Annotated in this window: 25 protein-coding genes and 1 riboswitch; of the genes, 14 read left to right on the top strand and 11 right to left on the bottom strand. The window is 71.4% G+C overall.

The window, feature by feature from the left end; translation table 11 throughout:
- Positions 1 to 3: 3 nt before the first annotated feature.
- The 11 genes from ACXJMZ_RS00905 to ACXJMZ_RS00855 form a co-directional block, all read right to left on the bottom strand.
- A complete protein-coding gene (locus tag ACXJMZ_RS00905) occupies positions 4 to 1,065 on the bottom strand; it encodes a glycoside hydrolase family 16 protein (RefSeq protein WP_457028005.1) in 1,062 nt (353 codons plus the stop codon).
- A 4-nt stretch (positions 1,066 to 1,069) separates the two neighbouring features.
- Positions 1,070 to 1,226, bottom strand: a riboswitch (cyclic di-AMP (ydaO/yuaA leader).
- A gap of 125 nt (positions 1,227 to 1,351) precedes the next feature.
- On the bottom strand, positions 1,352 to 2,491 hold the full coding sequence (locus ACXJMZ_RS00900; protein WP_457028004.1) for a glycoside hydrolase family 16 protein: 1,140 nt from the start codon (positions 2,489 to 2,491) through the stop codon (positions 1,352 to 1,354).
- A 380-nt stretch (positions 2,492 to 2,871) separates the two neighbouring features.
- Positions 2,872 to 3,435, bottom strand: a complete 564-nt coding sequence (locus ACXJMZ_RS00895; RefSeq protein ID WP_457028003.1) for an EF-hand domain-containing protein — start codon at positions 3,433 to 3,435, stop codon at positions 2,872 to 2,874.
- Between the two features lie 69 nt (positions 3,436 to 3,504).
- Complete coding sequence (locus tag ACXJMZ_RS00890; protein WP_457028002.1) at positions 3,505 to 5,112, bottom strand: aldehyde dehydrogenase family protein; 1,608 nt, start codon at positions 5,110 to 5,112, stop codon at positions 3,505 to 3,507.
- Between the two features lie 209 nt (positions 5,113 to 5,321).
- Positions 5,322 to 6,704: an 8-oxoguanine deaminase gene (locus ACXJMZ_RS00885; RefSeq protein ID WP_457028001.1), complete on the bottom strand. Its 1,383-nt coding sequence runs from the start codon at positions 6,702 to 6,704 to the stop codon at positions 5,322 to 5,324.
- A 62-nt stretch (positions 6,705 to 6,766) separates the two neighbouring features.
- Positions 6,767 to 8,230, bottom strand: coding sequence for a nucleobase:cation symporter-2 family protein (locus ACXJMZ_RS00880; RefSeq protein ID WP_457028000.1), 1,464 nt, complete (start codon positions 8,228 to 8,230; stop codon positions 6,767 to 6,769).
- Positions 8,231 to 8,481: 251 nt separating this feature from the next.
- Complete coding sequence (pucL, locus tag ACXJMZ_RS00875; RefSeq protein WP_057239707.1) at positions 8,482 to 9,396, bottom strand: factor-independent urate hydroxylase; 915 nt, start codon at positions 9,394 to 9,396, stop codon at positions 8,482 to 8,484.
- A 30-nt stretch (positions 9,397 to 9,426) separates the two neighbouring features.
- Positions 9,427 to 9,762 (bottom strand): hydroxyisourate hydrolase, encoded by a 336-nt coding sequence (gene uraH, locus ACXJMZ_RS00870; protein WP_457027999.1) that lies wholly within the window; start codon positions 9,760 to 9,762, stop codon positions 9,427 to 9,429.
- Between the two features lie 48 nt (positions 9,763 to 9,810).
- Positions 9,811 to 10,314, bottom strand: coding sequence for a 2-oxo-4-hydroxy-4-carboxy-5-ureidoimidazoline decarboxylase (gene uraD / locus ACXJMZ_RS00865; protein WP_457027998.1), 504 nt, complete (start codon positions 10,312 to 10,314; stop codon positions 9,811 to 9,813).
- A 172-nt stretch (positions 10,315 to 10,486) separates the two neighbouring features.
- A complete protein-coding gene (locus ACXJMZ_RS00860) occupies positions 10,487 to 10,867 on the bottom strand; it encodes a helix-turn-helix domain-containing protein (RefSeq protein WP_057239713.1) in 381 nt (126 codons plus the stop codon).
- Positions 10,864 to 11,118, bottom strand: coding sequence for a thiamine-binding protein (locus ACXJMZ_RS00855; protein ID WP_200948515.1), 255 nt, complete (start codon positions 11,116 to 11,118; stop codon positions 10,864 to 10,866). The genes ACXJMZ_RS00860 and ACXJMZ_RS00855 overlap by 4 nt, the downstream gene beginning before the upstream one ends.
- 165 nt (positions 11,119 to 11,283) lie before the next feature.
- Here ACXJMZ_RS00855 and ACXJMZ_RS00850 point away from each other — a divergent pair, with 165 nt between their 5' ends.
- The 14 genes from ACXJMZ_RS00850 (at position 11,284) to ACXJMZ_RS00785 (ending at position 26,270) form a co-directional block, all read left to right on the top strand.
- A complete protein-coding gene (locus ACXJMZ_RS00850) occupies positions 11,284 to 12,126 on the top strand; it encodes a TIM barrel protein (protein WP_457027997.1) in 843 nt (280 codons plus the stop codon).
- 42 nt (positions 12,127 to 12,168) lie between these two features.
- On the top strand, positions 12,169 to 13,062 hold the full coding sequence (locus ACXJMZ_RS00845; RefSeq protein WP_457027996.1) for a 2-hydroxy-3-oxopropionate reductase: 894 nt from the start codon (positions 12,169 to 12,171) through the stop codon (positions 13,060 to 13,062).
- 325 nt (positions 13,063 to 13,387) lie between these two features.
- Entirely contained in the window at positions 13,388 to 14,530 is a 1,143-nt protein-coding gene (locus ACXJMZ_RS00840) for a glycerate kinase (RefSeq protein WP_457027995.1), read from the top strand.
- Between the two features lie 124 nt (positions 14,531 to 14,654).
- Positions 14,655 to 16,019: an allantoinase AllB gene (allB, locus tag ACXJMZ_RS00835; protein ID WP_457027994.1), complete on the top strand. Its 1,365-nt coding sequence runs from the start codon at positions 14,655 to 14,657 to the stop codon at positions 16,017 to 16,019.
- An 11-nt stretch (positions 16,020 to 16,030) separates the two neighbouring features.
- Positions 16,031 to 17,296 carry an allantoicase gene (alc, locus tag ACXJMZ_RS00830; protein WP_457027993.1) on the top strand — a complete coding sequence of 422 codons (1,266 nt, stop codon included), beginning with the start codon at positions 16,031 to 16,033 and terminating at the stop codon, positions 17,294 to 17,296.
- A 192-nt stretch (positions 17,297 to 17,488) separates the two neighbouring features.
- On the top strand, positions 17,489 to 18,949 hold the full coding sequence (locus ACXJMZ_RS00825; protein ID WP_457027992.1) for a catalase: 1,461 nt from the start codon (positions 17,489 to 17,491) through the stop codon (positions 18,947 to 18,949).
- A 192-nt stretch (positions 18,950 to 19,141) separates the two neighbouring features.
- A complete protein-coding gene (locus ACXJMZ_RS00820) occupies positions 19,142 to 19,906 on the top strand; it encodes an IclR family transcriptional regulator (RefSeq protein ID WP_457027991.1) in 765 nt (254 codons plus the stop codon).
- A gap of 132 nt (positions 19,907 to 20,038) precedes the next feature.
- Positions 20,039 to 20,935 (top strand): metal-dependent hydrolase, encoded by an 897-nt coding sequence (locus ACXJMZ_RS00815; RefSeq protein WP_457027990.1) that lies wholly within the window; start codon positions 20,039 to 20,041, stop codon positions 20,933 to 20,935.
- A gap of 168 nt (positions 20,936 to 21,103) precedes the next feature.
- The gene (locus ACXJMZ_RS00810; RefSeq protein WP_457027989.1) at positions 21,104 to 22,177 is read left to right on the top strand and encodes a PDR/VanB family oxidoreductase; all 1,074 of its coding nucleotides are present in this window, start codon (positions 21,104 to 21,106) and stop codon (positions 22,175 to 22,177) included.
- A gap of 3 nt (positions 22,178 to 22,180) precedes the next feature.
- On the top strand, positions 22,181 to 23,014 hold the full coding sequence (locus ACXJMZ_RS00805) for a M24 family metallopeptidase (protein WP_457027988.1): 834 nt from the start codon (positions 22,181 to 22,183) through the stop codon (positions 23,012 to 23,014).
- The gene (locus ACXJMZ_RS00800; protein ID WP_457027987.1) at positions 23,011 to 24,720 is read left to right on the top strand and encodes an SDR family oxidoreductase; all 1,710 of its coding nucleotides are present in this window, start codon (positions 23,011 to 23,013) and stop codon (positions 24,718 to 24,720) included. The genes ACXJMZ_RS00805 and ACXJMZ_RS00800 overlap by 4 nt, the downstream gene beginning before the upstream one ends.
- A 109-nt stretch (positions 24,721 to 24,829) precedes the next feature.
- Positions 24,830 to 25,351, top strand: a complete 522-nt coding sequence (locus ACXJMZ_RS00795; protein WP_457027986.1) for a hypothetical protein — start codon at positions 24,830 to 24,832, stop codon at positions 25,349 to 25,351.
- 85 nt (positions 25,352 to 25,436) lie between these two features.
- Positions 25,437 to 25,646 (top strand): cold-shock protein, encoded by a 210-nt coding sequence (locus ACXJMZ_RS00790; protein ID WP_457027985.1) that lies wholly within the window; start codon positions 25,437 to 25,439, stop codon positions 25,644 to 25,646.
- 6 nt (positions 25,647 to 25,652) lie between these two features.
- Complete coding sequence (locus tag ACXJMZ_RS00785; RefSeq protein ID WP_457027984.1) at positions 25,653 to 26,270, top strand: LysE family translocator; 618 nt, start codon at positions 25,653 to 25,655, stop codon at positions 26,268 to 26,270.
- Positions 26,271 to 26,280: the final 10 nt, after the last annotated feature.

Below are 26,280 nucleotides of genomic sequence, written 5' to 3'. Positions count from 1 at the left end.
GGGTCAGGCGGTGGTCTTCCAGTAGCGGAGCGAGTCGATGCTGATGTCCGCGCTCGCACCCTGGGCCGGCTGGGTGCCGTCCAGGGCGGTCTCGGACTGCAGGACCCAGTGCATCGGGGTGTTCGGCACCCGGCTGGTGGAGTGGCCGATCACCTTGCCGTCCAGGGAGAAGGTCAGGCTGCCGGGCTGCCAGTCGATGGTGGAGGTGTGCCAGCCGCCGGCCATCGGGACGTTGGTCGAGTAGGCGTCCTGGTCGCCGCCGGAGGTGCCGCCCTGGCGGTGCATGAAGGCCGAGACGTTCCCGTTCAGGTCGCCCTCGGGGAAGTCGATCTCGCCGTCCCGGGGCCAGGTCTCGGAGTCCGGCCAGAGCAGCCAGGCGGTCTTGAAGCCGGCCGCCGAGGTGGTCTTCCAGGTCACCTCGAACTTCCCGTACAGCACGCCGCCGCCCGGGCCCACCGCGCCGGGGAGCTTGGGCACCGGCGCGGCCACGTGGGTGCCCGCGCTGTCCCGGTTGAGGTGCATGTTCAGTGCGCCGTTGGCGATCGAGAGAGTCTTGGCCGGGTCGTACGCGCCGTTCCTGCTGGTGTCCTGCCAGCCGCTCGGGTAGGCCCACCACTTGCTGTCGACCGCGCTCGGCAGGCCGGTGCAGTGGCTGTTCTGGATCGCGCCGCTGGAGCTGCAGCCGGTCCAGCTGCCGAGCGGGACGGACTGGCCGGTGAAGTCCTCGGACCAGGTGGGAGCCGGGCCCGTGGTCGGCGTCGCGGTGGGCGTCGGTGTCGGTGTCGGCGTCGGTGCGACGGTCGGGGCGGCCGTGGGGGTGGCCGTGGGGGTCGGCGTCGCGGTGGCGGTCGGCGTCGGCGTCGGTGTCGCGGTGGCGGTCGGGCTCGGGGCGACCGTCGGTGTCGGGGCCGGGGTCGGCGTAGGGCTGGGCTGCCAGCGCCAGTGGTTCTTGGTCTGCTGGGTCGAGCGCGGCGCGCTGCTGGCGACCTCGGCGTTGACGATCATGGGTATGGCGATCAGTCCGACGGTGGCGACCGCGCCTATCCGGGCATTTCGGGAAAGCATCGAGAGGTTCCCTCCACGACGCCTGCGAGGTGAGCTGTCGGGTTCGGGCCGTGGGTAGCCCGGCCGCCGGTACGGAAAGCGGCTTCACCCCGAGCCGTGCCACGAGGGCACGGCGACTTACCTGGGTCCCCCGCTCCTGTCCGATTCGGAGCTCGAACGACACCGCAGCCGGGCGGACAGGATTAGGCGTCCCGGCGGCGGGGCCCGCAACGACCGGCGGGCAACTCGTGCACAGTACCTGACAGGAATCCGACAGCAGGAGCCGCTGTTGCGTGCCTCACACCGGTCAGCCGGCCTTCCAGTACCGCACGGCGTCGACGGTGATCTCGGCCGTGGTGCCGCCGGCCGGGCCGGTGGCGGAGGTCTCGGACTGGAGCACCCAGTGCATGGGGGTGTCGGGAACCCCGGTGGTGGAGGTGCCGAGCAGGGTGCCGTCCAGGTAGAAGGAGAGCGAGTCCGGCTGCCAGTCGATCACGGTGGTGTGCCAGGCGCCGGCCATCGGGACGTCGGTCGGGTAGCCGTCCTGGTCGGTGTCGGAGGTGCTGCCCCTGCGGTGCATGAAGGCCGAGACGTTCCCGTTCAGGTCGCCCTCGGGGAAGTCGATCTCGCCGTCCCTGGACCAGAGCTCGGAGTCGGGCCAGAGCAGCCAGGCGAGCTTGAAGCCGGCCGCGTGGTCGGCCCGCCAGGTGATCTCGAAGCGGCCGTACCTGACGCCGCCGGCCGGGGAGGCGCCGGGCAGCTTGGGCGTCGGTGCCGCCACCCAGGTGCCGGTGTCGTCGCGGCTGAGCCGGATCGTCATCCGGCCGTCCGCGACCGAGAGCGTGCGGGCCGGGCTGTAGCTGCCGAGGCCGCTGGTGTCCGCCCAACCCTGGGGATAGGCCCACCAGTTGGCGTCCAGGGCGGCGGGCAGCCCGGTGCAGTGCCGGTCCCGGACGACGGGGGCGCCGACGCAGCCGTCCCAGCTGCCGAGCGGGACGGTCACCCCGTCGAAGCCGTCCGACCAGGTGGGCTCACCCGAGGCGGCGACCGTCAGGGTCTGCTCGGGCAGGTTGTGCCAGCCGCCTCCGGGGTCCTGCCAGAACCCGAACACCCGGTAGCTTCCGGCCGGCAACGCTCTGGCCTCGGTGGTGACCGTCAGGCCGCCGGAGCAGATCCGGACGTTGCGCGCACCGCCGGGGAAATCCAGGTTGGCCCCGCTCGCGCTGCGGACCGCCACGCCGACCCGCCGGGCCGGCACACAGACCCGCGAACGGACCGTCAGGGAGGCGGACCTGGCCAGCCCGGCGGTCATCGGAGGGGCGGTCAGCCGTACCTGTTCCACCACCGGTGGGGCGGCCGCGGCCACCCCGGAGAACGGCAGGGTCAGCAGTGCGGCCGCGACCGCCGAGGCAGCTCGGCGGCCGGTCGGCAACTCGATCTGGGGCATGCCCAGGAAGCTAACCCCGCGCCCCCGCCCGGGCCGGTCGGCACTCCGGGGAGAACCGAAAGAGGTCGTCGGGATGGTCTCGATGGAGCAGCGCCCGGACCCAGACCGACCGGCAATTGGGGGGCGGCGTCGCCCGCCACCTGTCGCACCTCGGGATCGTTCAGCACCTCGGCCGGCCCCGAGCTGCCCCAGCCGTGCACCACCAGCTCGGTGACGCCGCGCCCGTCCACGTCGGTCGGGTAGTCGTAGTCGCCCGCGTGATCCACCGTCAGCACCCCCGCCCCGGCCCCACTGTGGTGATCGAACTGTCGGGCAGCGAAGGGGAGTTGTCAACAGAATTGGCCGAGCCGCCCGGGCGGGGGCGGCCCGGCCCAGGGGGGTCAGATCAGCGGGCCGTACAGCTGGTTGCCCGGGGCGTCGGCGGAGCGGCCGGTGTAGTACTCGCGCATCGCGGCCAGCAGCTCGGTCACGCTCAGTGCGCCGCTGCCGTCGGTGTCCAGGGCCTGGAAGGCGGCCTGGCTCTCGGCGGGCTTGACGCCGAAGGTCTTCTGCCAGTCGTAGAACTCCTGGGCGCTCACCTCGCCGTCGCCGTCGGTGTCGAGCAGCGTGCAGATCGCCTCGGTGAGCGGGCGGAAGGTGGCGTCGAAGCCGGCGGCCGAGGCGATGAAGGCGCCCTTCATCCCGGCCCGGTACTCCGCCAGGCTGAGCCGGGAGTCACCGTCGGTGTCGGCGGCGGCGTACAGCGCGTCCCAGAACTCGGTCATGCCCAGCATCAGCCGGGTGCCCCGGGGTGAGGTGGGCTGCTCGCCGAACTGGGCCAGCAGCCGGGCGCCGAGGGTGAGCAGGTCGTCGTGGTCGACCGAGCCCCGGCCTTCCTTGTCGATGTGCCCGAAGCACCGGTCGATCTTCTGGTCGAGCAGGCTGTCTTCGCTGATGACGGACATCGCAGTCTCTTTCCGTGGAGGCGTACTTGATCCCCGGACCGACCATGGGCGGTGATCCGGAAGCAGGGTCTATGGGGCGGTGGCCGCCGTGAGATGGTCGAAGAGTTCCGGGCCGGCAGAGCCGGGAGCGATGCTGACGCCCTGCAGCCTGGTGGTGCGCAGGTAGGCGAGATTGCCCTCGCCGAAGGCGCCGCCGGTGAGGCCGGTGCCACCGACCATGGGCAGCACCGGCAGGGTGCCGATGTGGCTGTCGTTCACCTTCAACAGGCCGCCGTTGCTGACCTCTTCGGTGAAGCGCTCGATCACCCGGGGGTCGTTGGCCCAGAAGGAGTTGCGCAGTCCGTACCGGTTGCCGTTGACGAAGGCGATCAGCTGGTCCAGCAGCTCCTCGTCCGGGGCGTCGTCGGGGACGACCACGCACATCAGCGGGAAGAAGGTCTCCTCCCGGACGGCCCGCATCCCGGCCGCCGCCCGCAGGCCGTGGGCCCGCAGCAGCACCGGACGGACGAACGGGCCACGGGCGCTCGGCGCGTCGTCGACGTCCACCAGCTCGCCGCCGCACAGTAGTTCGGCTCCCTGCTCGACCGCGTCGGCCAGCACCTCCAGGCACTGGGCCCGCTTGACCACCGGGCTGAGCAGCACCTCGGGGTCACCCGGCGGGCCGATCCGCAGCGCGGCGACCCGGCGGTGCAGCAGCTCGGTGAACTCCTCGGCCACCGCCGGGTGGACCAGGGCGAACTTGGGGGAGAGGCAGAGCTGGCCGGAGGCGTGGTAACGCTCGGCGGCCGCTTGGGCGGCCTGTGGGAGATCGGCGTCCCGCCAGACCACCAGCGCGTCGTTCCCGGACAGTTCGAGGATCGGCTTCTTGCCGTACTCCAGGCAGGACTTGGCGACCTTGGCGCCGTTCTCCGCAGCGCCGAACCAGAACACGTCGTCGCAGTCCGGGGACTCCAGCCAGCTCTTCAGCAGCGGCCGGGCCGGACCGGCCAGCACACTGAGCACGCCGGGCGGCGCGCCGAACTCGGCCAGTAGCGGGGCCACGATCTCGTGGTAGACGAAGGCTGCTCCGAGCGGCGCGGCCGAAGGGGCGTTCAGCACCAGGCAGTTGCCGGCGGCCAGCACCAGGACGCCGAACATCGAAGTCCCGGCCGCCGCGTTCAGCGCCGGGTTGAGGCCGACCACCCCGTCGGGCTTGCGGACCAGCCGGATCCGCCGCCCGGCCTGCTCGCCCTCCCACACCAGGCTCTGCCGGGCGTGCCGGAGCGAGGCCGGGTGGGTGATGCTCAGCATGAAGGCCAGCTCCCACCGGGCGACCGTCAGCGGGTGGCCCTCGGCGACCAGCACCTCGGTGAACTCCTCGCCGCGGGCCAGCAGTTCACGGTGCACCGCCTCGGCGAAGGCCAGCCGGTGCGCCAACGGCTTACGGGCCCAGGCCGGTTGGGCCTCCCGGGCCAGAACGAGGGCAGCCTTGGCCTGCTCCGGGGTGGACCGCGCCACCCGACCGGCCAGCCGGGGATCCCGGTCCGCGCCTTCGGCCGCCCGGCCGAAGTCCAGCCGCGCCTTGAGCGCCATCACGTCGTACGTCTCACGCAGCAGGGCCGAGGCGTGCGGCCAGTGGTACCAGCCCTCGCCGGGCTGCGGCTCGCCGCCGACCAGGACGGGATAGGAGTAGCGCATGCACCGATCTTGGGCCAGCTTGTGGGGATTTGACCCTGATGAGCCCGATCGCTACCCGAAGGTGGGACTTTCCCTGCACGGTGTGGACGTTCACGGACAGGTGACAGCCCCGGACTCTCGCCGTGAGTCCGGGGCTGCTCTCCAGGCCCCCGAGGGGGAGGAGTCCGGTTACCGCACCGTCCCGGGTGCGGACCGGAGCTGAGGGGTGATCAGAGGCGGGCGGCCAGTTCCTTGGCGGCGCGGGCGCAGTCCTGGGCGATCTTGTCCTCGTTCACGGTGGTCAGGTTGCCCTTCTCCACCACGGCGTTGCCGTTGACCAGCAGCAGCGCCAGCGGCGGGAGCGCGCCCAGGGTGAGTGCGGCGATCGGGTCGGCGATCGAGGAGTGCATGATGCCGTCGATCTTCCAGAGCGCCAGGTCGGCGAGCTTGCCGACCTCGATCGAGCCGATCTCGTTCTGCCGGCCGAGCACCCGGGCGCCGCCCATGGTGCCCAGGCGCAGCGCACTGCGGCCGGTGAGCGCGGTCGGGGAGCCGTGCAGACGGTTGATCAGCAGCGCGTTGCGCAGCTCGGTGCCCAGCTCGCCGGACTCGTTGGAGGCGGTGCCGTCCACGCCGAGGCCGACCGGCACGCCGGCCTTCAGCATGTCCGGGACCCGGGCGATGCCGGCCGCCAGACGGGCGTTGGAGGACGGGCAGTGCGCGACACCGGTGCCGGTCTCGGCGAACTTGGCGATGTCCGAGTCGTTCATGTGGACGCAGTGCGCCATCCAGACGTCCTCGCCCAGCCAGCCGGTGGACTCGAAGTAGTCGGTCGGGCCCATCCCGAACAGCTCCTTGCAGAACGCCTCTTCCTCGGCGGTCTCGGAACCGTGGGTGTGCAGCCGTACGCCCTTGCGGCGGGCCAGCAGGGCGGCCTCGCGCATGAGTTCGGTGGAGACCGAGAACGGCGAGCAGGGCGCGATGGCGATCTGCAGCATCGAGTCGAAGGAGGAGTCGTGGTACTTGTCCACGGCCGCCTCGGAGGCGATCAGGATGTCCTCGGTCTTCTCCACCGCGTGGTCCGGCGGCAGGCCGCCGTCCTTCTTGCTGCGGTCCATCGAGCCGCGCAGCGCGGTGAAGCGCATGCCGAGCTCCTGGACGGCCTCGATCTCGGCGCCGAGGATGTCGCCGCCGTCCTTCGGGAACACGTAGTGGTGGTCCGAGGCGGTGGTACAGCCGGACTTGAGCAGCGCGGCGGCCGAGCCCTGGGCGGCGGCGTGCACCAGGCGGTCGTCGATCCGGGCCCAGGTCGGGTAGAGCGCGACCAGCCAGTCGAACAGGATGTTGTCCTGGGCCAGGCCGCGGGTGATCCACTGGTAGAAGTGGTGGTGGGTGTTGACCAGGCCCGGGGTGATCAGGTGACCCTCGCCGTTGATCCGGCGCACCACGTTGTCCAGCCACTGCGGGGCGGGGCCGTTGCCGACCGACTCGATCCTGTTGCCGAGGACCACGACGTGGCCGCGGGCGTACTCGGTGTCGTTGGCGTCGACCGTGGCGATGGCGACGTTCTCGATCACGATCCGCTGGTCGGGGCGCGGGGGCTGGACTGCCATGGTGTTTCTCCTATGGGGGGAGGGTGAGGGACGCGCGGTGAGCGGTGCGCGCCCCTCACCGGTCAGGACGGTGTCGCCGTTGACACCGTCGCACCGGTGGAACCGCCGGATGAGGCTTGACGGTTGGCACCGACGTGGTGGAAGAGCAGGTTGAGCAGGACGGCCAGCACACAGCCGGCCGAGATGCCGGAGTGCATCAGCGTGCGGACGGCCTCCGGGAAGGCGTCGTAGAAGGTCGGGGCCGCGATCGGGATGATGCCGACCCCGAGCGAGACCGAGACCAGGATGGTGTTGGCGCTGGAGTCCATCCCCGCCTCGGCCAGGGTCCGGATACCGCTCGCGGCGACCGTGCCGAAGAGCACGATCCCGGCGCCGCCCAGGACGGGCGAGGGCACCAGCGAGACCAGCGAGCCGAGCACCGGGAATAGCCCGAGCAGGATCAGGATGCCGCCACCGGCCGCGACCACGAACCGGCTGCGGATGTTGGTCAGTGCCACCAGCCCGATGTTCTGGGCGAAGGCGCTGGCCGCGAAGCCGTTGAAGACCGGGCTGATCGCGGTGGCCAGGCCGTCCGCCCGCAGGCCGGCGGCGAGGGTCTGCTCGTCGGCCTCGCGGTCGACGATCCGTCCCAGCGCCAGCATGTCGGCGGTGGACTCGGTCATCGACACGATCATCACGATGCAGATCGAGACGATCGCGGTGAGCTCGAAGACCGGGGCCCCGAAGTGGAACGGGGACGGCAGTGCGAACACCTCGGCCTGCGAGACCGCACCGAAGTCGGCCAGCCCGAGCGGGAAGGCCACTGCGGTGCCGACGGCCAGCCCGACCAGCAGGGAGAGCTGCTGCCAGAAGCCGCGGAGCAGCTTGTTGCAGAGCACCACCGCGGTGAGGGTGAACGCGGCGAGGCCGATGGCCTTGACGGAGCCGTAACCGGGGGCGGCGGGTGAACCGCCACGCGCCCAGTTGACCGCGACCGGCAGCAGGGACACCCCGATGAGGGTGATCACGGTGCCCTGGACGACCGGCGGGAAGAACCTGATCAGCTTGCAGAAGTACGGTGCCGCGAGGAAGCACAGGAGCCCCGCGACGATCACCGCGCCGAAGATCACCGGCAGGGCCTGGTCGGGGCCGTGCTCCTTGGCGATCGCCAGCATCGGTGCGACCCCGGCGAACGAGACGCCGTTCACGAACGGCAGCCGGGCGCCGATCTTCCAGACCCCCAGGGTCTGGAGCAGGGTGGCCAGTCCTGCGGTGAACAGGCTGGCCGAGATGAGCAGGGCGAGCTCGGTGGGGGAGAGACCCACACCGGCACCGACGATGAGCGGGGGCGCGACCACGCCCGCGTACATCGCGGCGACGTGCTGGAGTCCGGTGGTGAAGAGTTTCACCTTCGGCAGCAGCTCGTCCACGGGGTGGACCGCACGGCCGTCAGGCGTGTCGGGGAGGTTGGTTGACACACCGTCCGGCCGTGCAGGCCCGTCTGGGGTTGAACCGCCGTCTGTGGTTCGGGTTGAGCTGGTTGCCATGTCGAGCCCCTCTTGTGCTCGTGGCTCCCGGCGCGCCCGTGGCGCTGGAGATGTCCCGGAGGCGGGACGGCGGTGCAAGGGTCCTCCGGGATGTTTCTCCAGCTCCCCGGGCCGGCCGCCGTGAGGCGAGCACGATCTCCGGATGGTGGGGGTGGAGAAACAGGTGGTGCAGGTGTTGCTGCCCGTCCGGCACCGTCCGGCCTGGTGCGGCCGGTGGGTGCAGCGGTGCTGGACGGTGCTCATGGGGTGGGTCAGGCGACCGGGATGACCGGGACGACGCCCTCGCGGTGCACGGTGCCCTCGATCAGGCCGTACATCCGGTCGGCGGCGTAGTAGACCTCGTTCTCGTTCTTGAGACCGAAGGGCGACAGGTCGACCAGGAAGTGGTGCTTGTTGGGGAGTTCGAGCCGGACCTCGTCCACCTCGGCCCGGTTGTTCAGCACCCGGGTCCCCATCGAGTGCAGGGTCTGCTGCAGCGAGTACGAGTAGGTCTCGGCGAACGCCTCCAGCATGTGGCGGCGGATGTGCTGGTACGAGCGGTTCCAGTTCGGCTGGGCCTCGCCCTCGGCGCCGCTGAAGCCGTACTTCCAACGGGCCGTCACCTGGGTGGCCAGGATGCGGTCGTACGCCTCCTGCAGGGTGGTGTACTTGTCCTTGATGTAGCCCCAGAACTCCGAGTTGGTGGAGTTCAGCACGGTCAGGTCCTTGAGACCGGAGATGACCTGGACGGTGGTGCCGTCATAGGTGATCTCGCTGGTCCGTACCTCGCCGCCGTTGCGGGTGAAGGAGTGGCCGACCTCCTCGGAACCGATGAAGCGCGCCGAGCTGTCCGGCGTCTTGATCCGGTCCCAGGTGTACTCCTCGATCCGGATCCGGGCCCGGTGGATCGGCTCGTTGTTGTCGACGAAGTGCTTCGCCAGCGTGATGCCGAAGGCCTCCGCCGACTCGATGCCGTACTCCTTGGCGAAGGCGTACACCGTGTTCTTGGTGGTGTCGGTGGGCAGGCAGTTGGCGTTCGAACCGGTGAGGTGGACGTCGTCGAGGTCACCGGAGAGGGCGACCGAGACGTTCAGGTCCTTGATCTCGTGGCGGGTCGAGTCGCGGTAGACCCGGACGATGCGGTTCTCCGCCTTGCCGTACTGGTTCTGACCGAGCACGTGGGCCATGACATGGCTCCTAAGGGTTCCAGCGGTCTACTAGCTTCCGCGGTAGACCGAGTATCCGAACGGGTTGAGCAGCAACGGCACGTGGTAGTGGTGCTGCGCGGGCGCGACCGTGAAGACGATCGAGACCTCGGGGAAGAACGGCGGCTCTTCGGACTTCTTCGTGAAGTACGAAGCGGTGTCGAAGAGCAGCCGGACGACCGAGCCCGCCTCCACGGCCGGCAGGTCCTTGGCCCGGCCGTCGGAGTCCGTGGCGGAGGTGCCGAGCACCTGCCAGCCACCCTCGGTGTGCAGTGCGAGCTCGACCGGGACGCCCTCGGCCGGGCGGCCGAGGCTGGTGTCGAGCACGTGCGTGGAGATGCCAGTCATGGGTTGAATGACCTTACTGATGGCAGGAACTGACTGATCGACAGCGGATCAGGCCGCGTCGAACAGCCGGTTGATACGGATGTCGTTGATCTTGCGCAGCTCGCCCCGGACGATCTCCGCCTCGGTGGCGGCGTCGTGGGGGAAGCGCTCGCGCAGCGCGGCGAGCATGGTGCCGGCGGTGCGGCCGGTGGCGCAGATCAGGAACACGTGGCCGAACTTCGCCTCGTAGGCGGCGTTCGCCTCGTGCAGCTCGTCCAGGAGTGCGGAGTCGACTCCCTGGATGCCGGCCTGCTCGCGCTCGGAGGTGGCGTCGCCCGCCTTGGGCTTGCCGATCCGGGCGTGGCCGGCCATCGCGTCGGTGAGGTCCTCGACCGTCAGCTTCGCCATCGCCGCCTCGTTGGCGGCCAACAGCTCGGCCCGGTCGGACCAGGGCCGGGTCTCCGCGACAGCGGCGGCCCAGCTGGGGCTGGAGCAGATCTCCAGCAGCGTCTCCGTCAGCTCGCCGGCGGGGATCGCCGACAGTGCGTCAGGAGTGGTGGGAAGGTTGGTCACGGGTGGACCTCCTGAAGAGTGGTGCCACCCGCAAAAGCTAGATCCGCCACCCCCAGTCGTCAACACTTTGTTGAACTGTTGGTGGTTACGTTTTGATTCGGGCCGTGTGACCAGCCCTTTTCGTGTGCGATTAGCCAAGTGTGCCCGGCCCGCCGGGTCGGACAGACTGGGCTCAGCCGGTCTTCGAGCCGTCCTGCCGGTTGAGGTAGTTGTACACCGTGAACCGGCTGACGCCGAGCGCCGACGCCACCGTCTCCACCCCATGGCGGACGGTGAACGCGCCGCGCTCCTCCAGGAGGGCGACCACGCGCTGCTTCTCCCAGCGGTCCAGCTCGGTCAGTGGACGGCCGTCGAACTGACGGGTCATCTCGGCCAGCAGTCGCTCCAGGGCGCTGCTCAGGTGCGGGAGGCGGACGGCGACGGCCGCCTGGCCGTCCCACTCCAGCAGTACGTCGTCGGCCCGGGCCTCGTCGATCGAGACCTGGGTCGCGCCGACGGCCTCCAGCAGCGGCTTTATCGCCGCGGCGAGCGGGTGTTCCAGGGCGTCGCTCACGGGGTACCCACTCCTTCCTGGTGCTGGTCCAGCACGCTGACCTGGACCGAGATCCGGGTCGCGCCGGCGGCCAGCGTCTCGTGCAGCAACTTGGTCACGGCGGCGAGCACCTGTTCGGCCTCGCCCTCGGCGCCGGTCCCGAACGGGCCGACCGCGACGTCCAGCCCGGCCTCGTCGACCACCTTGCGGGCGGCCACCGCGTGCTCGGGGAACGTGTCCAGCTCGAACGGCTCTGTCGTGAACTCCACCATCAATCGCACCTGCTCACTGTATCGATCAGGGGTCCCGGTGGAAGAGGCAGGGCTCTTCAACAAATTGTTGCGGCGGTCTTGACGGTCTCTCGGGTCGCGGGGCATGCTTCCACCAAGCAGAATCGCTCTTCCGGATCGTGGAAGTTGCGAACGGAAGAGTGAAAGGTGATTGACGTGACTGCCGCTTCCAAGCTGAGCTACACGGTCAACCTGTCGATCCTGTTCAGCGAGCTTCCGCTCCTGGAGCGCCCCGCCGCCGCCGCGGCCGCCGGCTTCACCGCCGCCGAGCTGTGGTGGCCGTTCGGTGAGAACCACACCCCCTCGGACGCCGAGCAGGACGCGCTCCGCAAGGCCTTCACCGACGCGGGCGTCCAGCTCACCGGCCTCAACTTCCTGGACGACCTCACCAAGGGCGCCCGCGGCACGGTCTCCGTACCGGCCGAGAGCGAGCGGTTCCGGGAGAACATCCCGGTCGCCGTCGCGCTCGCCGAGTCGCTCGGGACCAGGGCGCTCAACGCGCTCTACGGCAACCGGGTGGAGGGCGTCTCCGCCGCGGAGCAGGACGAGCTCGCACTGGAGAACCTCACCCTGGCCGCGCAGGCCGCCCACTCGATCGGCGCCGTGCTGCTGATCGAGACCCTGAACAAGGCCGAGTCCCCGGACTACGCGCTGGTCACCGCCGAGGCCGCGATCGCGGTCGTCGACAAGGTGAACGTGGCCACCGGCCTGGGCAACGCGAAGTTCCTCTGCGACCTCTACCACCTGGCCCGCAACGGCGAGGACCTGGCGGCCGTGATCGCCACCCACGCCGACAAGATCGGCCACGTGCAGATCGCCGACACCCCGGCCCGTAACGAGCCCGGCACCGGCGAGCTGGACTTCGAGGACCTCTTCGCCCGCCTGACCGCCGCCGGCTACACCGGCCGGATCGGCCTCGAGTACCGCCCGGCGAACGGCGTCAGCGCCGACAGCTTCGAGTGGCTCCCGCGCGAGTACCGCGCCGGCTGAGCACGCTCTCCCATCCTCCCAGCACTAAGGAAAGAGACGCAGATGAGCGCCTCCCGCAAGATCGCCTTCATCGGCCTCGGCATCATGGGCAGCCCGATGGCCGCCAACCTGGTGAAGGCCGGCCACGACGTCACCGGCTTCAACCTGACCCAGCCCCCGATCGACGCCCTGGTGGCGGCCGGCGGCAAGGGCGCGAGCTCCATCGCCGACGCGGTGAAGAACGCCGAGATCGTCATCACCATGGTCCCCGCCGACCCGCAGGTCGAGCAGGTCATCCTCGGTGCGGACGGCGTGCTGGCGAACGTGGCCGAGGGCACCCTGGTCATCGACATGTCGAGCATCACCCCGCAGACCTCGATCAAGGTCGAGGCCGCCGCCAAGCCGAAGGGCATCCGCACCCTGGACGCCCCGGTCTCCGGTGGCGAGGCCGGCGCGATCGAGGCCGTGCTCTCGATCATGGTCGGCGGCGACGCGGCCGACTTCGCCGAGGCGAAGCCGATCCTGGACGCGCTCGGCACCACGGTCATCCACGTCGGCCCGGCCGGTGCCGGTCAGACCGTGAAGGCCGCCAACCAGCTGATCGTGGCCGTCAACATCCAGGTGCTGGCCGAGGCCGTGGTCTTCCTGGAGAACGCGGGCGTCGACCTCCCCGCCGCCCTCGACGTGCTCGGCGGCGGTCTGGCCGGTTCTACCGTGCTGAACCGCAAGAAGGCCAACATGATCGACCGTCAGTTCGCCCCGGGCTTCCGGATCGACCTGCACCACAAGGACATGGGCATCGTCACCGACGCCGCCCGCGCCGTCGGTGCGGCTCTCCCGGTCGGCGCGGTGGTGGCCCAGCTGGTCGCCTCCGCCCGCGCCAACGGCGACGGTTCGCTGGACCACTCGGCCCTGCTGCGGGGCGTCGAGCGCCTCTCGGGCCGCGAGGTCAAGTAACCCTCCAGCTCCTCCTGGTGGCGTGTACCTGTCCGGTCGTGCCCGCGCCACCAGGAGGCCAGGTTCGGTCGGCAGGCGGGCTGGGGCTCATACCGCCCCCCTGCCGACCGTCCCAAACCGGTGACCCACGCACTACCCTCCCGGGTGCACTTCGGTCGTGCTCGCGTGGGTCACCCGGCCCCCTCCTTCGCCGAGGGGAGCCTCTCGTACGTCGGAAGCGGGACGAGAGGAACGGCGGGGAGGGGGCGCACCCCCAAACTTCTGGGCACATTACTTCTGGGCACATTTGCATTTGAACGTCAGCGATACGGAAAGAGGCCCACGCATGCCCGCCACCCCCACTCAGGGTCATGTCGTCGTCGCCCCCGACAAGTTCAAGGGCACGCTGGAGGGCGCCGAGGTCGCCGCCCGGATCGCGGCCGGCATCCGCCGGGTCGCCCCCGGCGTGGAGATCCGTGAGCTCCCGGTCGCCGACGGCGGCGAGGGCACGCTGGCCGCCGCGCTGGCCGCAGGCTTCAAGCGGGTCGCCGTGAAGGTGGCCGGTCCGACCGGCCTGCCGGTGGACGCCGCGATCGCGCTCCGGGACGACACCGCCGTGGTCGAGCTGGCGCAGTCCTCCGGACTGGCCAGGCTCCCCGGTGGCCGGACGGCCCCGCTCGCGGCCGGCTCCTACGGCGTCGGCCAGCTGATCGGACGCGCCGTCAGCCTCGGCGCGAAGCGGATCGTGCTCGGTCTCGGCGGCAGCGCCTGCACCGACGGCGGTGCGGGCATGGTCCAGGCGCTCGGCGTCGGCCTGTACGACGCCGACGGCACCGAACTGGCGCCCGGCGGAGCCGCGCTGCGCAAGCTGGCCAGGATCGACCCGGGGTCGCTCGCCGACACTCTCACCGGCGTCGAGATCGTGGTCGCCTGCGACGTGGACAACCCGCTGCTCGGCACCCGCGGTGCGACGGCCGTCTACGGCCCGCAGAAGGGTGCGGACGGCGACGACCTGCTGATTCTCGAAGAGGGCCTGACCCGTTGGGCGGACGTGGTCCGCGACACCACGGGCCGGGACTTCCGGAACGCCCCCGGCGCCGGGGCCGCAGGCGGGGTGGGCTTCGCCGCCCTCGCGCTGCTCGGCGCCACCATGCGGCCCGGCATCGAGCTCCTGCTCGAGCTGCTGGGCTTCGACGAGGCCGTGCGTGGGGCACGCCTCGTCGTTACCGGCGAGGGTTGCCTGGACGCGCAGACGCTCCACGGCAAGGCCCCCGCCGGCGTCGCTGCGGCGGCCACTCGGGCGGGGGTTCGGGTGGCCGCCGTCGCCGGACGGCTGGAACTCTCGGAGGACCAGTGGCGGGCGGCGGGCTTCGTGGCGGCGTACGCGCTGACCGACCTGGCCGAGCAGCCGGGCGACAGCATGACCAAGGCGGGCGAGCTGGCCGAGGTGGCCGGAGCGCGTCTCGCGGGCGACCTGCTGCAGTCCTGACTCATCGTACTTTCCTACATTGACGTTTTGTTGAAGGCGGGCCTAGGCTCCCGGTTCACGGGCCCCAACTGCCCGGCGCGCCTTCGGTATACCCCCACTCGTACTATCGGTTCGGAGGTCCCAGATGCCCCTCAGTGAGACGCCCGCGACCACAGCGGTGATCCGTTCCCGCCGGGTGGTCCTGCCGGACGGCGAGCGTCCCGCTGACGTGCTGATCCGGGACGGCAGGATCGAGCAGATCGCCGAGTACGGCTCGCTGCTCGCGGGGGACCGCCACCTGACCGACCTCGGTGACACCGCGCTGCTGCCCGGCCTGGTCGACAGCCACGTGCACGTGAACGAGCCCGGTCGGACCGAGTGGGAGGGCTTCGCCACCGCCACCCGGGCGGCCGCCGCGGGCGGGGTCACCACGATCATCGACATGCCGCTGAACTCCATCCCGCCCACCACCACGGTGGACGGCCTGGCGGCCAAGCGGAAGATCGCCGAGGGTCAGGCCTGGGTCGACCTCGGCTTCTGGGGCGGCGCGATCCCCGGCAACGTCGAGGACCTCGAACCCCTGCACCGCGAGGGCGTGTTCGGCTTCAAGAGCTTCCTCGCCCCGTCCGGGGTGGACGAGTTCCCGCACGTCGAGCAGGCCGACCTGGAGCTGGCACTGGCCGAGCAGGCCAGGATCGGCGCGCTGGCCATCATCCACGCCGAGGACCCGGCCGTCCTGGAGGCCGCCCCGCAGCAGCCGGGCGTGCACTACCGCGACTTCCTGGCCTCCCGCCCCGACGACGCCGAGGCGGCGGCGGTGGCCCGGCTGCTCGACACCGCCCGCCGGACCGGCGCCCGGGTGCACATCCTGCACGTCTCCTCGGCCGCCGTGCTGCCGCTGCTCCGGCAGGCCCGCGCGGACGGTGTCCGGGTGACCGCCGAGACCTGCCCGCACTACCTCACGCTGGCGGCGGAGGAGGTGCCGGACGGCGACACCGCGTTCAAGTGCTGCCCGCCGATCCGGGACGAGTCCAACCGCGACCAGCTCTGGGCGGCGCTCGCCGACGGCGAGTTCATCGCCGTGGTCTCCGACCACTCGCCCTCCACCCCGGATCTGAAGCTGCTGCAGAAGTACGGCGGCAGCGGTGACTTCGCGGCCGCCTGGGGCGGTATCGCCTCGCTCCAGCTCGGCCTGCCGGCCATCTGGACCGAGGCCCGCAGGCGCGGCCACTCGATCGAAGACGTGGTGCGCTGGATGAGCAGCGGCCCGGCCTCGCTGGTCGGTCTGACCGGCACCAAGGGCGCCATCGCGGTCGGGTACGACGCCGACCTGGTGGCCTTCGATCCGGACGCCGAGTTCGCCGTGCACGCCGAGAACCTGCACCACCGCAACCCCGTCACGCCGTACGCGGGGAAGACCCTCAGTGGCTCCGTCCGCACCACCTGGCTCCGTGGGCAGGTCGTGGACGTCGACGCCGCACCGTTCGGCCGTCAGATCACTCGAAACTAAAGGAGACTCAAGTGAGTACCAGTCAGACCCCGAGCGCTCCGTTCACCGAGCTGGTCAACCTGGCCTCCCGCCTGCTGGGCGCCGGTGTGGTCGCCACCAACGAGGACACCTTCGCCGACGCGGAGAACCTGCTGGTCGCCAAGCCCGCCGAGTTCCGCCCGCACACCTTCGGCCACAAGGGCCAGATCATGGACGGCTGGGAGTCCAAGCGCCGCCGTGGCGTCTCGGCCGAGCAGCCGCACCCGACCGACGAGGACCACGACTGGGCGATCGTCCGGCTCGGCGTGGCCGGCGTGATCCACGGCGTGATCGTGGACACCGCGTTCTTCACCGGCAACTACCCGGAGACCGGCTCCGTCCAGGGCGCCTCGATCCCCGGGCACCCCGCGCCGGAGGAGCTGGCCGCCGCGGAGTGGGTCGACCTGGTGCCGCGCACCACGCTCAAGGGCAACACCGCCCACGAGTTCGAGGTCACCGACCCGGCCCGGTACACCCACGTCCGGCTGAACATCTGGCCGGACGGCGGTGTCGCCCGGCTGCGGGTGCACGGCGAGGTGGTGACCGACCCGCGTGAGCTGGACGGCCTCGCCTTCGACCTGGCCGCCCAGGAGTTCGGCGGCGTGGCCGAGGCCGCCTCGGACCGTTACTTCTCCTCCCCGCACAACCTGAACGCTCCGGGCCGCGCCTCCGTCATGGGCGACGGCTGGGAGACCCGGCGTCGGCGCGACAAGGCCAACGACTGGGTACAGATCGCCCTGGCCGGGGGCGGCGAGGTCCTGGCCGCCGAGGTGGACACGTCCTACTTCGTCGCCAACGCCCCTGGCTGGGCCGACCTGGTGGGCTACGACGCCTCCAACGGCGGTGACCCGTCGTCGGACGCCGACGGCTGGTTCGAGCTGCTGCCCCGGACCCGGCTCCAGCCGGACACCCGGCACCGCCTCCGGCTGACCGCCGGACGGACCGTCACCCACGTGCGGATCAACGTCTACCCGGACGGCGGCCTGGCCCGCCTCCGGCTGACCGGCAAGCTGACCGAGGCCGGCCGCGCCGCGCTCGCGCTGCGCTGGTTCAACACCGTCCCGGCCACCGAGGCGGCCGCCGCGCTGACCGAGGCCGGACTCACCGCGGCCGAGGCCACCGAGCTGACCGCCGCCCGCCCGCTCGCGGACGCCGCCGCGACCACCGCCGCCGTCGCTGCCCTGCAGCCGACCGACGGCCCCGACGGCGAGCAGTCCTCCCGCCGCCGTTCGGCCATCTGGCGCCTGCTCGGCGTCTGAGAGGCCGGCTGGCTGTCCGGGCCGGGCCTCCGCCGCCTGGCACGCACGCTTGCCGCGTTGCCGAAACGCCCAAGTAGCTCCGCTACGAGGGCGCTCCGGCGCCTTGCAATCGCACGCACCAGACGCCGCAGGCTGATCCGGCCCGGACAGCCAGCCGGCCTCTGACCCTCCTGCACCTACTGAAGGACCGTCATGTCGAAGACCCTGACCACCGAGTCCGGCGCCCCGATCGCCGACAACCAGAACTCCGCCTCGGCCGGCGAGTACGGCCCGCTGCTGATCCAGGACCAGCAGCTGCTGGAGAAGCTGGCCCGCTTCAACCGTGAGCGCATCCCGGAGCGCGTCGTGCACGCCCGCGGCTCCGGCGCATACGGCTACTTCGAGGTCACCGACGAGGTCTCGCAGTACACCCACGCGGACTTCCTCGCCGAGGTCGGCAAGCGCACCGAGGTCTTCCTGCGGTTCTCCACGGTGGCGGGCAACCTCGGCTCCAGCGACGCGGTCCGCGACCCGCGCGGCTTCGCGCTGAAGTTCTACACCGCGCAGGGCAATTACGACCTGGTCGGCAACAACACCCCGGTGTTCTTCATCAAGGACCCGATCAAGTTCCCCGACTTCATCCACTCGCAGAAGCGCGACCCCTTCACGGGCGTGCAGGAAGCCGACAACGTCTGGGACTTCTGGGCCCACTCGCCGGCCTCCACCCACCAGATCACCTGGCTGTTCGGCGACCGCGGCATCCCGGCCTCGTACCGCCACATGAACGGCTACGGCTCGCACACCTACCAGTGGGTCAACTCCCAGGGTGAGGCGTTCTGGGTCAAGTACCACTTCAAGACCAACCAGGGCATCCGCTCGCTGGACGGCGGCCAGTCGGCCGAGGTGCTCGGCGCCGACGCCGACAGCCACCAGCGTGACCTGCACCAGGCGATCGAGCGGGGCGTGTTCCCGTCCTGGACCCTGTACGTGCAGCTGATGCCGGTCGCCGAGGCGGCCGAGTACCGCTTCAACCCGTTCGACCTGACCAAGGTCTGGCCGCACGCGGACTACCCGCTGGTCAAGGTCGGCCGCCTGGTGCTGAACAAGAACCCGGAGAACGTCTTCGCGGACGTGGAGCAGTCGGCCTTCTCGCCGAACAACTTCGTCCCCGGCATCGGTCCCTCCCCGGACAAGATGCTCCAGGGCCGCCTGTTCGCCTACGCCGACGCCCAGCGCTACCGCCTCGGGGTCAACCACACCCTGCTCGCGGTGAACGCTCCGAAGGCGACCGAGGCCGCCAACTACGGCCGGGACGGTCTGTCGGCGGTCAACGCCGCCGGCCGTGGCAAGAACTACGAGCCCAACTCGTACGACGGCCCGGCGCAGACCGACGCCCCGCTGGCCGCCCCGGTCCGGCTGGACGGCCACACCGGGACGTACACCACCCCGGCGCACACCAAGGACGACGACTTCTTCCAGGCCGGTGAGCTCTACCGCCTGATGTCGGACGGCGAGAAGTCCCGCCTGATCGACAACATCGCGGGCTTCCTGGCCCAGGTCAGCCGGGACGACATCGTCGAGAAGAACCTCGCCCACTTCCACGCGGCCGACGAGGAGTACGGCGCCCGCCTGGCGGCCGCTGTCGCCAAGCTGCGGGCCGGTAACGACAACTGACCAACCCTCATCGGTGACCGGGTGCCCACCCGGTCGACCGGCCGACGGGCCTCTCCCCCCAGGGCAGTGGGGGAGGGGCCCGTTCCGGCGTTCCCTGGCATATGCCAACTGGCCAGGTGTCGACTCGGGCCCGTGCGCGGGCGTGCGGGTGGTTACGCTGGACTGATTGGCAGGGACGGGGAAGGGGACGCCATGTCGGTACGGGGACAGGGGGCTTCGGTCTCGGCCGGGCCGTTCGGGGTGATGCAGCGCGCCCTGCGGGTGCTGGAGACGGTGGACCGCCACCCGGGCGGGGTGCCCGAGGCGGTGCTGGCACGCGAGTTGGGGCTGCCCGGGGTGGTGGTCAGGGAGCTGGCCGAGGCGCTGGAGCTGGAGGGGTACCTCGCGCTGGAGGACGGGCTCTGGGTGCTCGGCGGCGCGGTCGCGGTGCTCGGCCAGCAGAACCGGGAGCAACTGGTCCGGGTCAGGATGGAGCACCGGCTGGCCGAGCTGCGGGACGAGCTTGGCGCGGCGGTCTACTTCAGCCGGTACCACGACGGGGAGTTGACGGTCGAGGTGGTCTCGGCGGCCGAGCACGCCCCGGCGGTCCGCGAGTGGGTCGACTTCCGGGCCACCGCGCACGCCAGCGCGATCGGCAAGTGCCTGCTCAGCCAGCTCGACCACGACGGCCGCCGGGACCACCTCTCCCGGCACCCGGTGGCCCGGCTGACCGCCCGGACCATCACCGACCAGCAGCAGCTGATGCACCGGCTGGAGTGCCAGCCCTCGACGGTGCCGGTGCTCGACATCCAGGAGTACGCGCTCGGCACGGTCTGCGCGGCGGTGCCGGTCACGGCCGGCAGCACGGTGGGCTGCCTGGCCACCTCGCTGCCGGTCGGTCAGGTGCACCGGCTGCGGGCGGCGGCGGAGCTGCTGGCGGAGCGGGCGGCGCCGCTGATGCTGGCGATGGCGGTCTGAGGCGACGGTTGGCGGGCGGCGGAGTTATTAGACTGGCTGTTGATAAGAACGCCCGAACCCCTTGTGGGCGGTCGTACCCGCGAGTAGGTTGCCTGGAGTCGAGCCGCCCAACCCTCGGCCAGGAGGTCCGCCATGCCGCCCCGCCCCGTTGTGCCCCCCGCCGTCCACGACAGCCTGGTGCTGGAGCCCCGTGACGTCCGGTTCGACTGGTCGCAGCTGCCGCTGCACTGGATCCCGGACGAGCCGATGGCCACCCACACCGTCAACGTCCTGCACCTGCTGCTGCCCGAGGGCGAGCGCTGGTTCGTCGAGGTCTTCAAGGACGCGCTCCCGCTGATCACCGACGACCAGCTCCGCGAGGAGGTGCTCGGCTTCATCGGCCAGGAGGCGATCCACGCCGAGGCACACCAGGAGGTGCTGGACCACCTGCTCGGCCAGGGCCTCGACCCCCGCCCGTACGTCCGGCAGGTCACCTGGCTGTTCCGCCGGGTGCTCGGCAAGCGGCCCGGCCTGACGCCCGCTCAGCAGCGGGAGAACCTGATCGAGCGGGTCGCCTTCGTGGCCGCGATCGAGCATTTCACCGCCTTCCTGGGCAACTGGGCGCTCAACTCGCCCGGCCTGGACCGGGCCAAGGCCGACCCCACCATGCTCGACCTGCTGCGCTGGCACGGCGCCGAGGAGGTCGAGCACCGCAGCGTCGCCTTCGACCTGATGGTGCATCTGGACCCTGGCTACCTCCGGCGGCTGCGCGGCATGCTGGTCTCCGGTCCCACCCTGATCCACCTCTGGATCCGCGGCGTCCGCTTCCTGCTCGCCGCCGACCCCAGCCTGAACGGCTCGGTCCGGCCCACCTGGCGCGAGGCCCAGCGGATCGCCCGGTGCGGGCTGCTCCCCGAGCCCTCGCGGATGGCCCGCTCGGCGCTCCGCTACTTCCGCCCGGGCTACCACCCCACCCAGGAGGGCTCCTCCAGCCAGGCCCTCAGCTACCTGGCGGGCTCGCCTGCCGCGCGGGCTGCAGCTACCCGCTGAGTTCAACCACGTGAAACCAGGGGCTCGGGGAACTGCGAGGAGATCTGGCGCCGGGGTCACTGCGAAAGTGCCTGGCCTTGTACGCACGTTGAACGCTCCTGAGGTCGGCGCCGCCGTTCCCCGGGCCCCTGGCTGCCGAATCGTGTGCCGAAAAGATGGAGCTCCAAGATGGACCTCGAAGCGTTGCCGCCCGATCTGTACGGCCGCCCCAAGCCGGACGGCTTCCTGCGGCGGATGACCGCGTTCGCCGAGTGGTACGACCCGAAGATGGGGCGGCCCGGGCTGCGCCGGAGCCCGCGTCGGCCCGGCCCGAGGCCGACGCCGCCGCTGCAACTGGTGGTCACCGTGCACCGGTCGGTCGCCGAGGACGTGGTCGAGCTGCGGCTCGCCGACCCCGGCGGGAGCCCGCTGCCGAGTTGGCAGCCCGGCGCCCGGATCGAGCTGACGCTGCCCTCCGGTCTGGTGCGGCACTACTCGCTGTGCGGCGACCCGGCCGATCGCACCAGCTACCGGATCGCGGTCCGTCACCTGCCCGAGGGCGGTGGTGGTTCGGCCGAGATCCACGACCGGCTGCACCCGGGGGTGCGGCTCACCGCCCGCCGGCCCAGGAACGGCTTCGCGTTCTGTGCCGAGCCGGCCGTGCTGCTGCTGGCGGGTGGGATCGGCATCACGCCGCTGCTGCCGATGGCCCGGCAGGCCCAACAGCTCGGTCTGGACTGGCGGTTGGTGCACGTCGGCCGCAGTGCCGAGTCGATGCCGTTCACCGAGGAGCTGCGCGCGCTGGACCCGTCCAGGGTCGAGTTCCTGACCGAACTCACCCCGGCCGCCGAGCTGTTGGCCCGCGCCCCGCGCGGTGCGGCGGTGTACTGCTGCGGCCCGGCCCCGATGCTGGCCGCCGTCCAGCAGGCGTACGACCCGGCCGCCGTCCGCGCTCTGCACTTCGAGCGCTTCGGCGCCGCCCCGATCCTGGGCGGCCAACCGTTCAGCGTCCAACTCGGCGAGGACGGGCAGAAGTTGACCGTCCCTGCCGACCGCTCCGCGCTGGACGTGCTGCGTGAGGTCCGACCCGAGCTGCCGTACTCCTGCCATCAGGGCTTCTGCGGCACCTGCAAGGTCAGGCTGGGCAGTGGCACACCCGTTCACCGCGATCGCCGTCTCACCGAGGAGGACCGGGCCGCCGGGGCGTTCCTGCCCTGTGTCTCCCGGGCCGCCGAGGGCGAGACCCTGGTACTGGAGGTCTGACCGATGACGTTCCCCTTCACGGAGCACGACCTCACCCGGTTCCGGGAGACCCAGCAGCTCGCGTACCACTGCGCCGAGCAGGTGGCGGCCTGGATCGAGCCCGGGGTGACGGAGCGGCAGGCCACCGCCAAGCTGCGCAAGTGCCTGGTCGCGGCCGGTGTGCAGGACTTCTTCCACGTGCCGTTCGCCTGGTTCGGCGACCGGACGGCGTTCCGGCACTTCCACACCCCGCTGCAGTTCTTCGCGGGCAGCCGGAAGCTCGAGGAGGGCATGCCGTACGTGCTGGACTGCGCCCCCGTGGTGGACGGCTACACCGCCGACATCGGCTACGGCGGCAAGGTCGGCGATAACCCGGTCTGGGACAGGCTGGCCGGGGACCTCAAGGTCTACCGGGAGCTGATCCTGCGCGAGGTGCAGGCCAGGAAGCCGTTGAACGAGATCTACACCGCCGTGGACGCCCAGATCGCCGCGCACGGCTACGACAACCGGCACAAGGTCTACCCGGGCCGGGTGATCGGCCACCAGGTGACCCGGATGACCGCGCGCGGCCCGGCCGGGGTGAACCTGTTCGGCTTCGGGGTGCGTACACTCCAGACGCTCGGCCGGGAGCTGATCAGCGAGCGGCTGCACGGCCGGTCGCCGCTCTGGGCCGACGGCCGCTCCTCCCGGCACGCGCCGACGCCGGGGATCTGGGCGGTCGAGCCGCACATCGGCTTCCGCGAGGTCGGCATCAAGTTCGAGGAACTGCTGGTCGTGACGGACGACGACGCCTACTGGCTCGACGACGACCTGCCGCACGTCCGCCGCTGGACCACCACCGAGGGAGCAGCCCGATGATCAGCCGCCGCACCGTCGACTCCGGCGGACTGCCGCTCGCCGTCTTCGAGCAGGGCGATCCCGCCCACCCCACCGTGATCCTGGTGCACGGGTACCCCGACACCCACGTGGTCTGGGACGACATCGCCGAGGACCTGGCCGTCGACCACCACGTGGTCCGCTACGACGTGCGCGGCGCGGGGGAGTCCGGCGTCCCGGCGAACCGGGACGGCTACCGGCTGGAGCACCTCGGCGCCGACCTGTTCGCGGTCGCCGACGCGGTCAGCCCCGACGCGCCCGTGCACGTGGTCGCGCACGACTGGGGCTCGGTGCAGTCCTGGGAGGCCGTCACCGAGCCGGGTGCCGAGCAGCGGCTCGCCTCGTACACCACCATGAGCGGACCCTGCCTGGACCACCTGGGTTTCTGGATGCGCAAGCGGTTCCGCCGTCCGACGCCCCGTCACCTGCGGCAGCTGCTGGTGCAGGGCGCGCACTCCTGGTACATCACCGCCTTCCACCTGCCGCTGCTCGCCCCAGCCACCTGGAAGCTCTGGCTGGCCAAGTCCTGGCCCCGGGTGCTGCGCGACCTGGAGGCGGTCAACCCGCGCCCCGGGCACCCGCAGGCCACCCTCAAGCAGGACGCGGTGCGCGGGATCGAGCTGTACCGGGCCAACATGCGGCCGACCATCCGCAGCCCGCGCGAGCGGTACACCGAGGTCCCCGTCCAGCTGCTCACGCTGAGCCGGGACCACTACGTCAACGAGTTCCTCTCCGAGGGCCTGGAGCACTGGGTGCCCCGGCTGACCCGACGGACCGTCAACGGCACCCACTGGTCGGCGCTGCTGGAGCACGGCCCGGTGGTCGCCGAGCACGTCCGCAGCTTCGTCGGGGCGGTCTCCGCAGGCTCCGAGCCCGAGGCGACCGGCGAACTGGTGGTGATCACCGGCGCGGGCAGCGGCATCGGCCGGGCCACCGCCCTGGCCTTCGCGGCCGAGGGGGCGCGGGTGGTGGTCTGCGACCTGGACCTCGAATCGGCCGTCCGTACCGCCGAGTTGTGCACCCTGAGCGGCGGCACCGGGTACGCGTACCAGCTGGACGTCAGCGACGGCACGGCCTTCGACGCCTTCGCCCAGCAGATCGCCGCCGAGCACGGCGTCCCCGACGTGCTGGTCAACAACGCCGGCATCGGCCACTCCGGCACCTTCCTGCAGACCACCGAGAAGGAGTGGCAGCGGGTCCTGGATGTCAACCTCTGGGGCGTCATCCACGGCTGCCGCGCCTTCGGCACCCTGATGGCCGAGCGCGGCCACGGCGGACACATCGTCAACCTCGCCTCGGCCGCCGCCTACCTGCCCTCCAAGGCGCTGGCCGCGTACGCCACCAGCAAGGCCGCCGTCCGGATGCTCTCCGACTGCCTGCGCGCCGAACTCGCCTCCGCGGGCGTCGGCGTCTCGGCGATCTGCCCCGGCCTGGTCAACACCAACATCACCCGCACCTCCACCTTCTCCGCCACCACGGCCGACGAGCAGGCCGCGAAGCAGGACCGCGCCGCGAAGCTGTACGCCCGCCGCAACTTCCCGCCGGAGAAGGTCGCCACCGAGATCGTCCGGGCGGTCCGCCGCAACAAGGCACTCGTCCCGGTCACGGTCGAGGCCAAGGGCGCCCACCTGCTCAGCCGCCTCGCCCCCGGCCTGCTCCGGCTGGCCGCCCGGCTGAACGTCACCTGATCCCCATCCCCCGGGCGGGGGAGGGGGATCGGCCCGGCGCCCGATGCGGGGGCGTACGGGCCCCTGCAACCGTGACTCCTGAGCACGTTTCCCCCAGGAGGTTCACGCGATGTCCGCCAGCACTGCCGTACCGCCCACCGAGGTCCCGCCGCCGCCCCGGTGGGCCGTCCGGGCCGCCTACGCGTCCGCGCTCTCCGCGACGCTCGGCTTCGTCCCGCTGCACACGGTGTGGGCGGTCGGCGTCCCGCTCTGGGCCGACGCGGACAGGTTCCGCGACTGGTACGCCGAGGGCGGTGGGCCGTACCTGTTCGTGCTCGACGGGATGGCCGCGCTGGCGGGTCTGCTGGCCGTGGGTCTGGTGCGGCCGTGGGGGCTGGTGTTCCCCCGGCGGGTCCCGCTGCTGGCGGGGCGTCAGGTCCCGCGCCGGACCCTCGCGGTGACGGCCTTCGCGGTCGCCGCCGTCCTGCTGCTGTACACCGCGTTCGCCGCCGTGGTGCTGGCCACCCGGTTCGACAAGCCCGGGATCTTCAGTCCGTGGATCGTCGTCTACGGGATCCCGCAGTTCCTGGTCTGGGGCATCGGCCTGCTGGCCGCCGCCCGGTCCTACCGGGCCCGGGCTGCCCGGGCGTAGCCGCCCCGCGTGTCAGAACGTCGTGGAGCAGGAGTGTTTGGTACTCCTGGGGAGCACCCGAAGCCCCGCCCCGAGGAGTCGTCAGATGGCCACCGGCACCGTGCAGACCTTCCACACCGACCACGGGTACGGGACGATCGTTCCCGACGGCGGTGGGCCCGAACTGACCTTCTACTACGACTCGATCCTGATCGAGGCCGTCGACCGGGCGCTGCCCGACGGGCAGAAGGTCGAGTACGAGGAGACCGTCCAGGAGGACCGGCCGGTGGCGGAGAAGGTCCGACCGCTAGGGTGACCCGGCATGGGGACAACCACGGCAGTCTGGTCCTTCGCTCTGGTCGTCGGGTTGCTCACGCTGACGCCCGGCCTCGACACCGCACTGATCCTGCGGACCGCCGCACTCGGTGAGCGGGTCCGCGCCTGGGGCGTGGTCCTCGGGATCGGTACCGGCACCATGCTCTGGGGCACCCTCAGCTCACTGGGCATCAGCGCCCTGCTCACCGCCTCCCACCTGGCGTACGAGACGCTGCGCTGGGCCGGGGTGGTCTACCTGCTCTGGATGGGCGTCCAGATGCTGCGCAGCAGCGCGCTGTCCGGTCCCGAGCCGGATGCCGGCAGCGGCGGCTTCTGGTCCGGCTGGCGCCGGGGTGCGCTGACCAATCTGCTCAACCCCAAGGTCGGGGTCTTCTACGTCGCGGTGCTCCCGCAGTTCATCCCGGCGGGGGCGCCGCAGCTGCCGATGGGTGTCCTGCTCACCAGCGTGCACGTCGCCGAGGGGCTGGTCTGGTCCGCCGTGCTGGTCGCGTTCGCCCGCGCGGTGCGGGGCTGGCTGCGCCGCCCGGCCGCCCGGAAGCTGATGGACCGTCTGACCGGCGTCGTGGTGGTCGGCTTCGGCCTGCGGCTGGCCACCACCGACTGAACGCGACGTC

It is taken from the genome of Kitasatospora sp. P5_F3, assembly GCF_054049135.1.
The sequence above is the reverse complement of the archived record's forward strand: the minus strand, read 5'-3'. Positions and strand labels throughout refer to the sequence as shown.

Excerpts from the sequence above, each read along its gene's own strand:
- ACXJMZ_RS00880 (WP_457028000.1), bottom strand. The coding sequence starts at position 8,230 with ATGGCAACCAGCTCAACCCGAACCACAGACGGCGGTTCAACCCCAGAC.
- ACXJMZ_RS00815 (WP_457027990.1), top strand. The coding sequence starts at position 20,039 with ATGCCGCCCCGCCCCGTTGTGCCCCCCGCCGTCCACGACAGCCTGGTG.
- ACXJMZ_RS00810 (WP_457027989.1), top strand. The coding sequence starts at position 21,104 with ATGGACCTCGAAGCGTTGCCGCCCGATCTGTACGGCCGCCCCAAGCCG.
- allB (WP_457027994.1), top strand. The coding sequence starts at position 14,655 with ATGCCCCTCAGTGAGACGCCCGCGACCACAGCGGTGATCCGTTCCCGC.
- ACXJMZ_RS00825 (WP_457027992.1), top strand. The coding sequence starts at position 17,489 with ATGTCGAAGACCCTGACCACCGAGTCCGGCGCCCCGATCGCCGACAAC.
- ACXJMZ_RS00885 (WP_457028001.1), bottom strand. The coding sequence starts at position 6,704 with ATGGCAGTCCAGCCCCCGCGCCCCGACCAGCGGATCGTGATCGAGAAC.
- ACXJMZ_RS00845 (WP_457027996.1), top strand. The coding sequence starts at position 12,169 with ATGAGCGCCTCCCGCAAGATCGCCTTCATCGGCCTCGGCATCATGGGC.
- ACXJMZ_RS00890 (WP_457028002.1), bottom strand. The coding sequence starts at position 5,112 with ATGCGCTACTCCTATCCCGTCCTGGTCGGCGGCGAGCCGCAGCCCGGC.
- ACXJMZ_RS00905 (WP_457028005.1), bottom strand. The coding sequence starts at position 1,065 with ATGCTTTCCCGAAATGCCCGGATAGGCGCGGTCGCCACCGTCGGACTG.
- ACXJMZ_RS00895 (WP_457028003.1), bottom strand. The coding sequence starts at position 3,435 with ATGTCCGTCATCAGCGAAGACAGCCTGCTCGACCAGAAGATCGACCGG.
- ACXJMZ_RS00805 (WP_457027988.1), top strand. The coding sequence starts at position 22,181 with ATGACGTTCCCCTTCACGGAGCACGACCTCACCCGGTTCCGGGAGACC.
- ACXJMZ_RS00795 (WP_457027986.1), top strand. The coding sequence starts at position 24,830 with ATGTCCGCCAGCACTGCCGTACCGCCCACCGAGGTCCCGCCGCCGCCC.
- pucL (WP_057239707.1), bottom strand. The coding sequence starts at position 9,396 with ATGGCCCACGTGCTCGGTCAGAACCAGTACGGCAAGGCGGAGAACCGC.
- ACXJMZ_RS00855 (WP_200948515.1), bottom strand. The coding sequence starts at position 11,118 with ATGGTGGAGTTCACGACAGAGCCGTTCGAGCTGGACACGTTCCCCGAG.
- ACXJMZ_RS00800 (WP_457027987.1), top strand. The coding sequence starts at position 23,011 with ATGATCAGCCGCCGCACCGTCGACTCCGGCGGACTGCCGCTCGCCGTC.
- ACXJMZ_RS00900 (WP_457028004.1), bottom strand. The coding sequence starts at position 2,491 with ATGCCCCAGATCGAGTTGCCGACCGGCCGCCGAGCTGCCTCGGCGGTC.
- ACXJMZ_RS00820 (WP_457027991.1), top strand. The coding sequence starts at position 19,142 with ATGTCGGTACGGGGACAGGGGGCTTCGGTCTCGGCCGGGCCGTTCGGG.
- uraH (WP_457027999.1), bottom strand. The coding sequence starts at position 9,762 with ATGACTGGCATCTCCACGCACGTGCTCGACACCAGCCTCGGCCGCCCG.
- ACXJMZ_RS00840 (WP_457027995.1), top strand. The coding sequence starts at position 13,388 with ATGCCCGCCACCCCCACTCAGGGTCATGTCGTCGTCGCCCCCGACAAG.
- ACXJMZ_RS00785 (WP_457027984.1), top strand. The coding sequence starts at position 25,653 with ATGGGGACAACCACGGCAGTCTGGTCCTTCGCTCTGGTCGTCGGGTTG.
- ACXJMZ_RS00790 (WP_457027985.1), top strand. The coding sequence starts at position 25,437 with ATGGCCACCGGCACCGTGCAGACCTTCCACACCGACCACGGGTACGGG.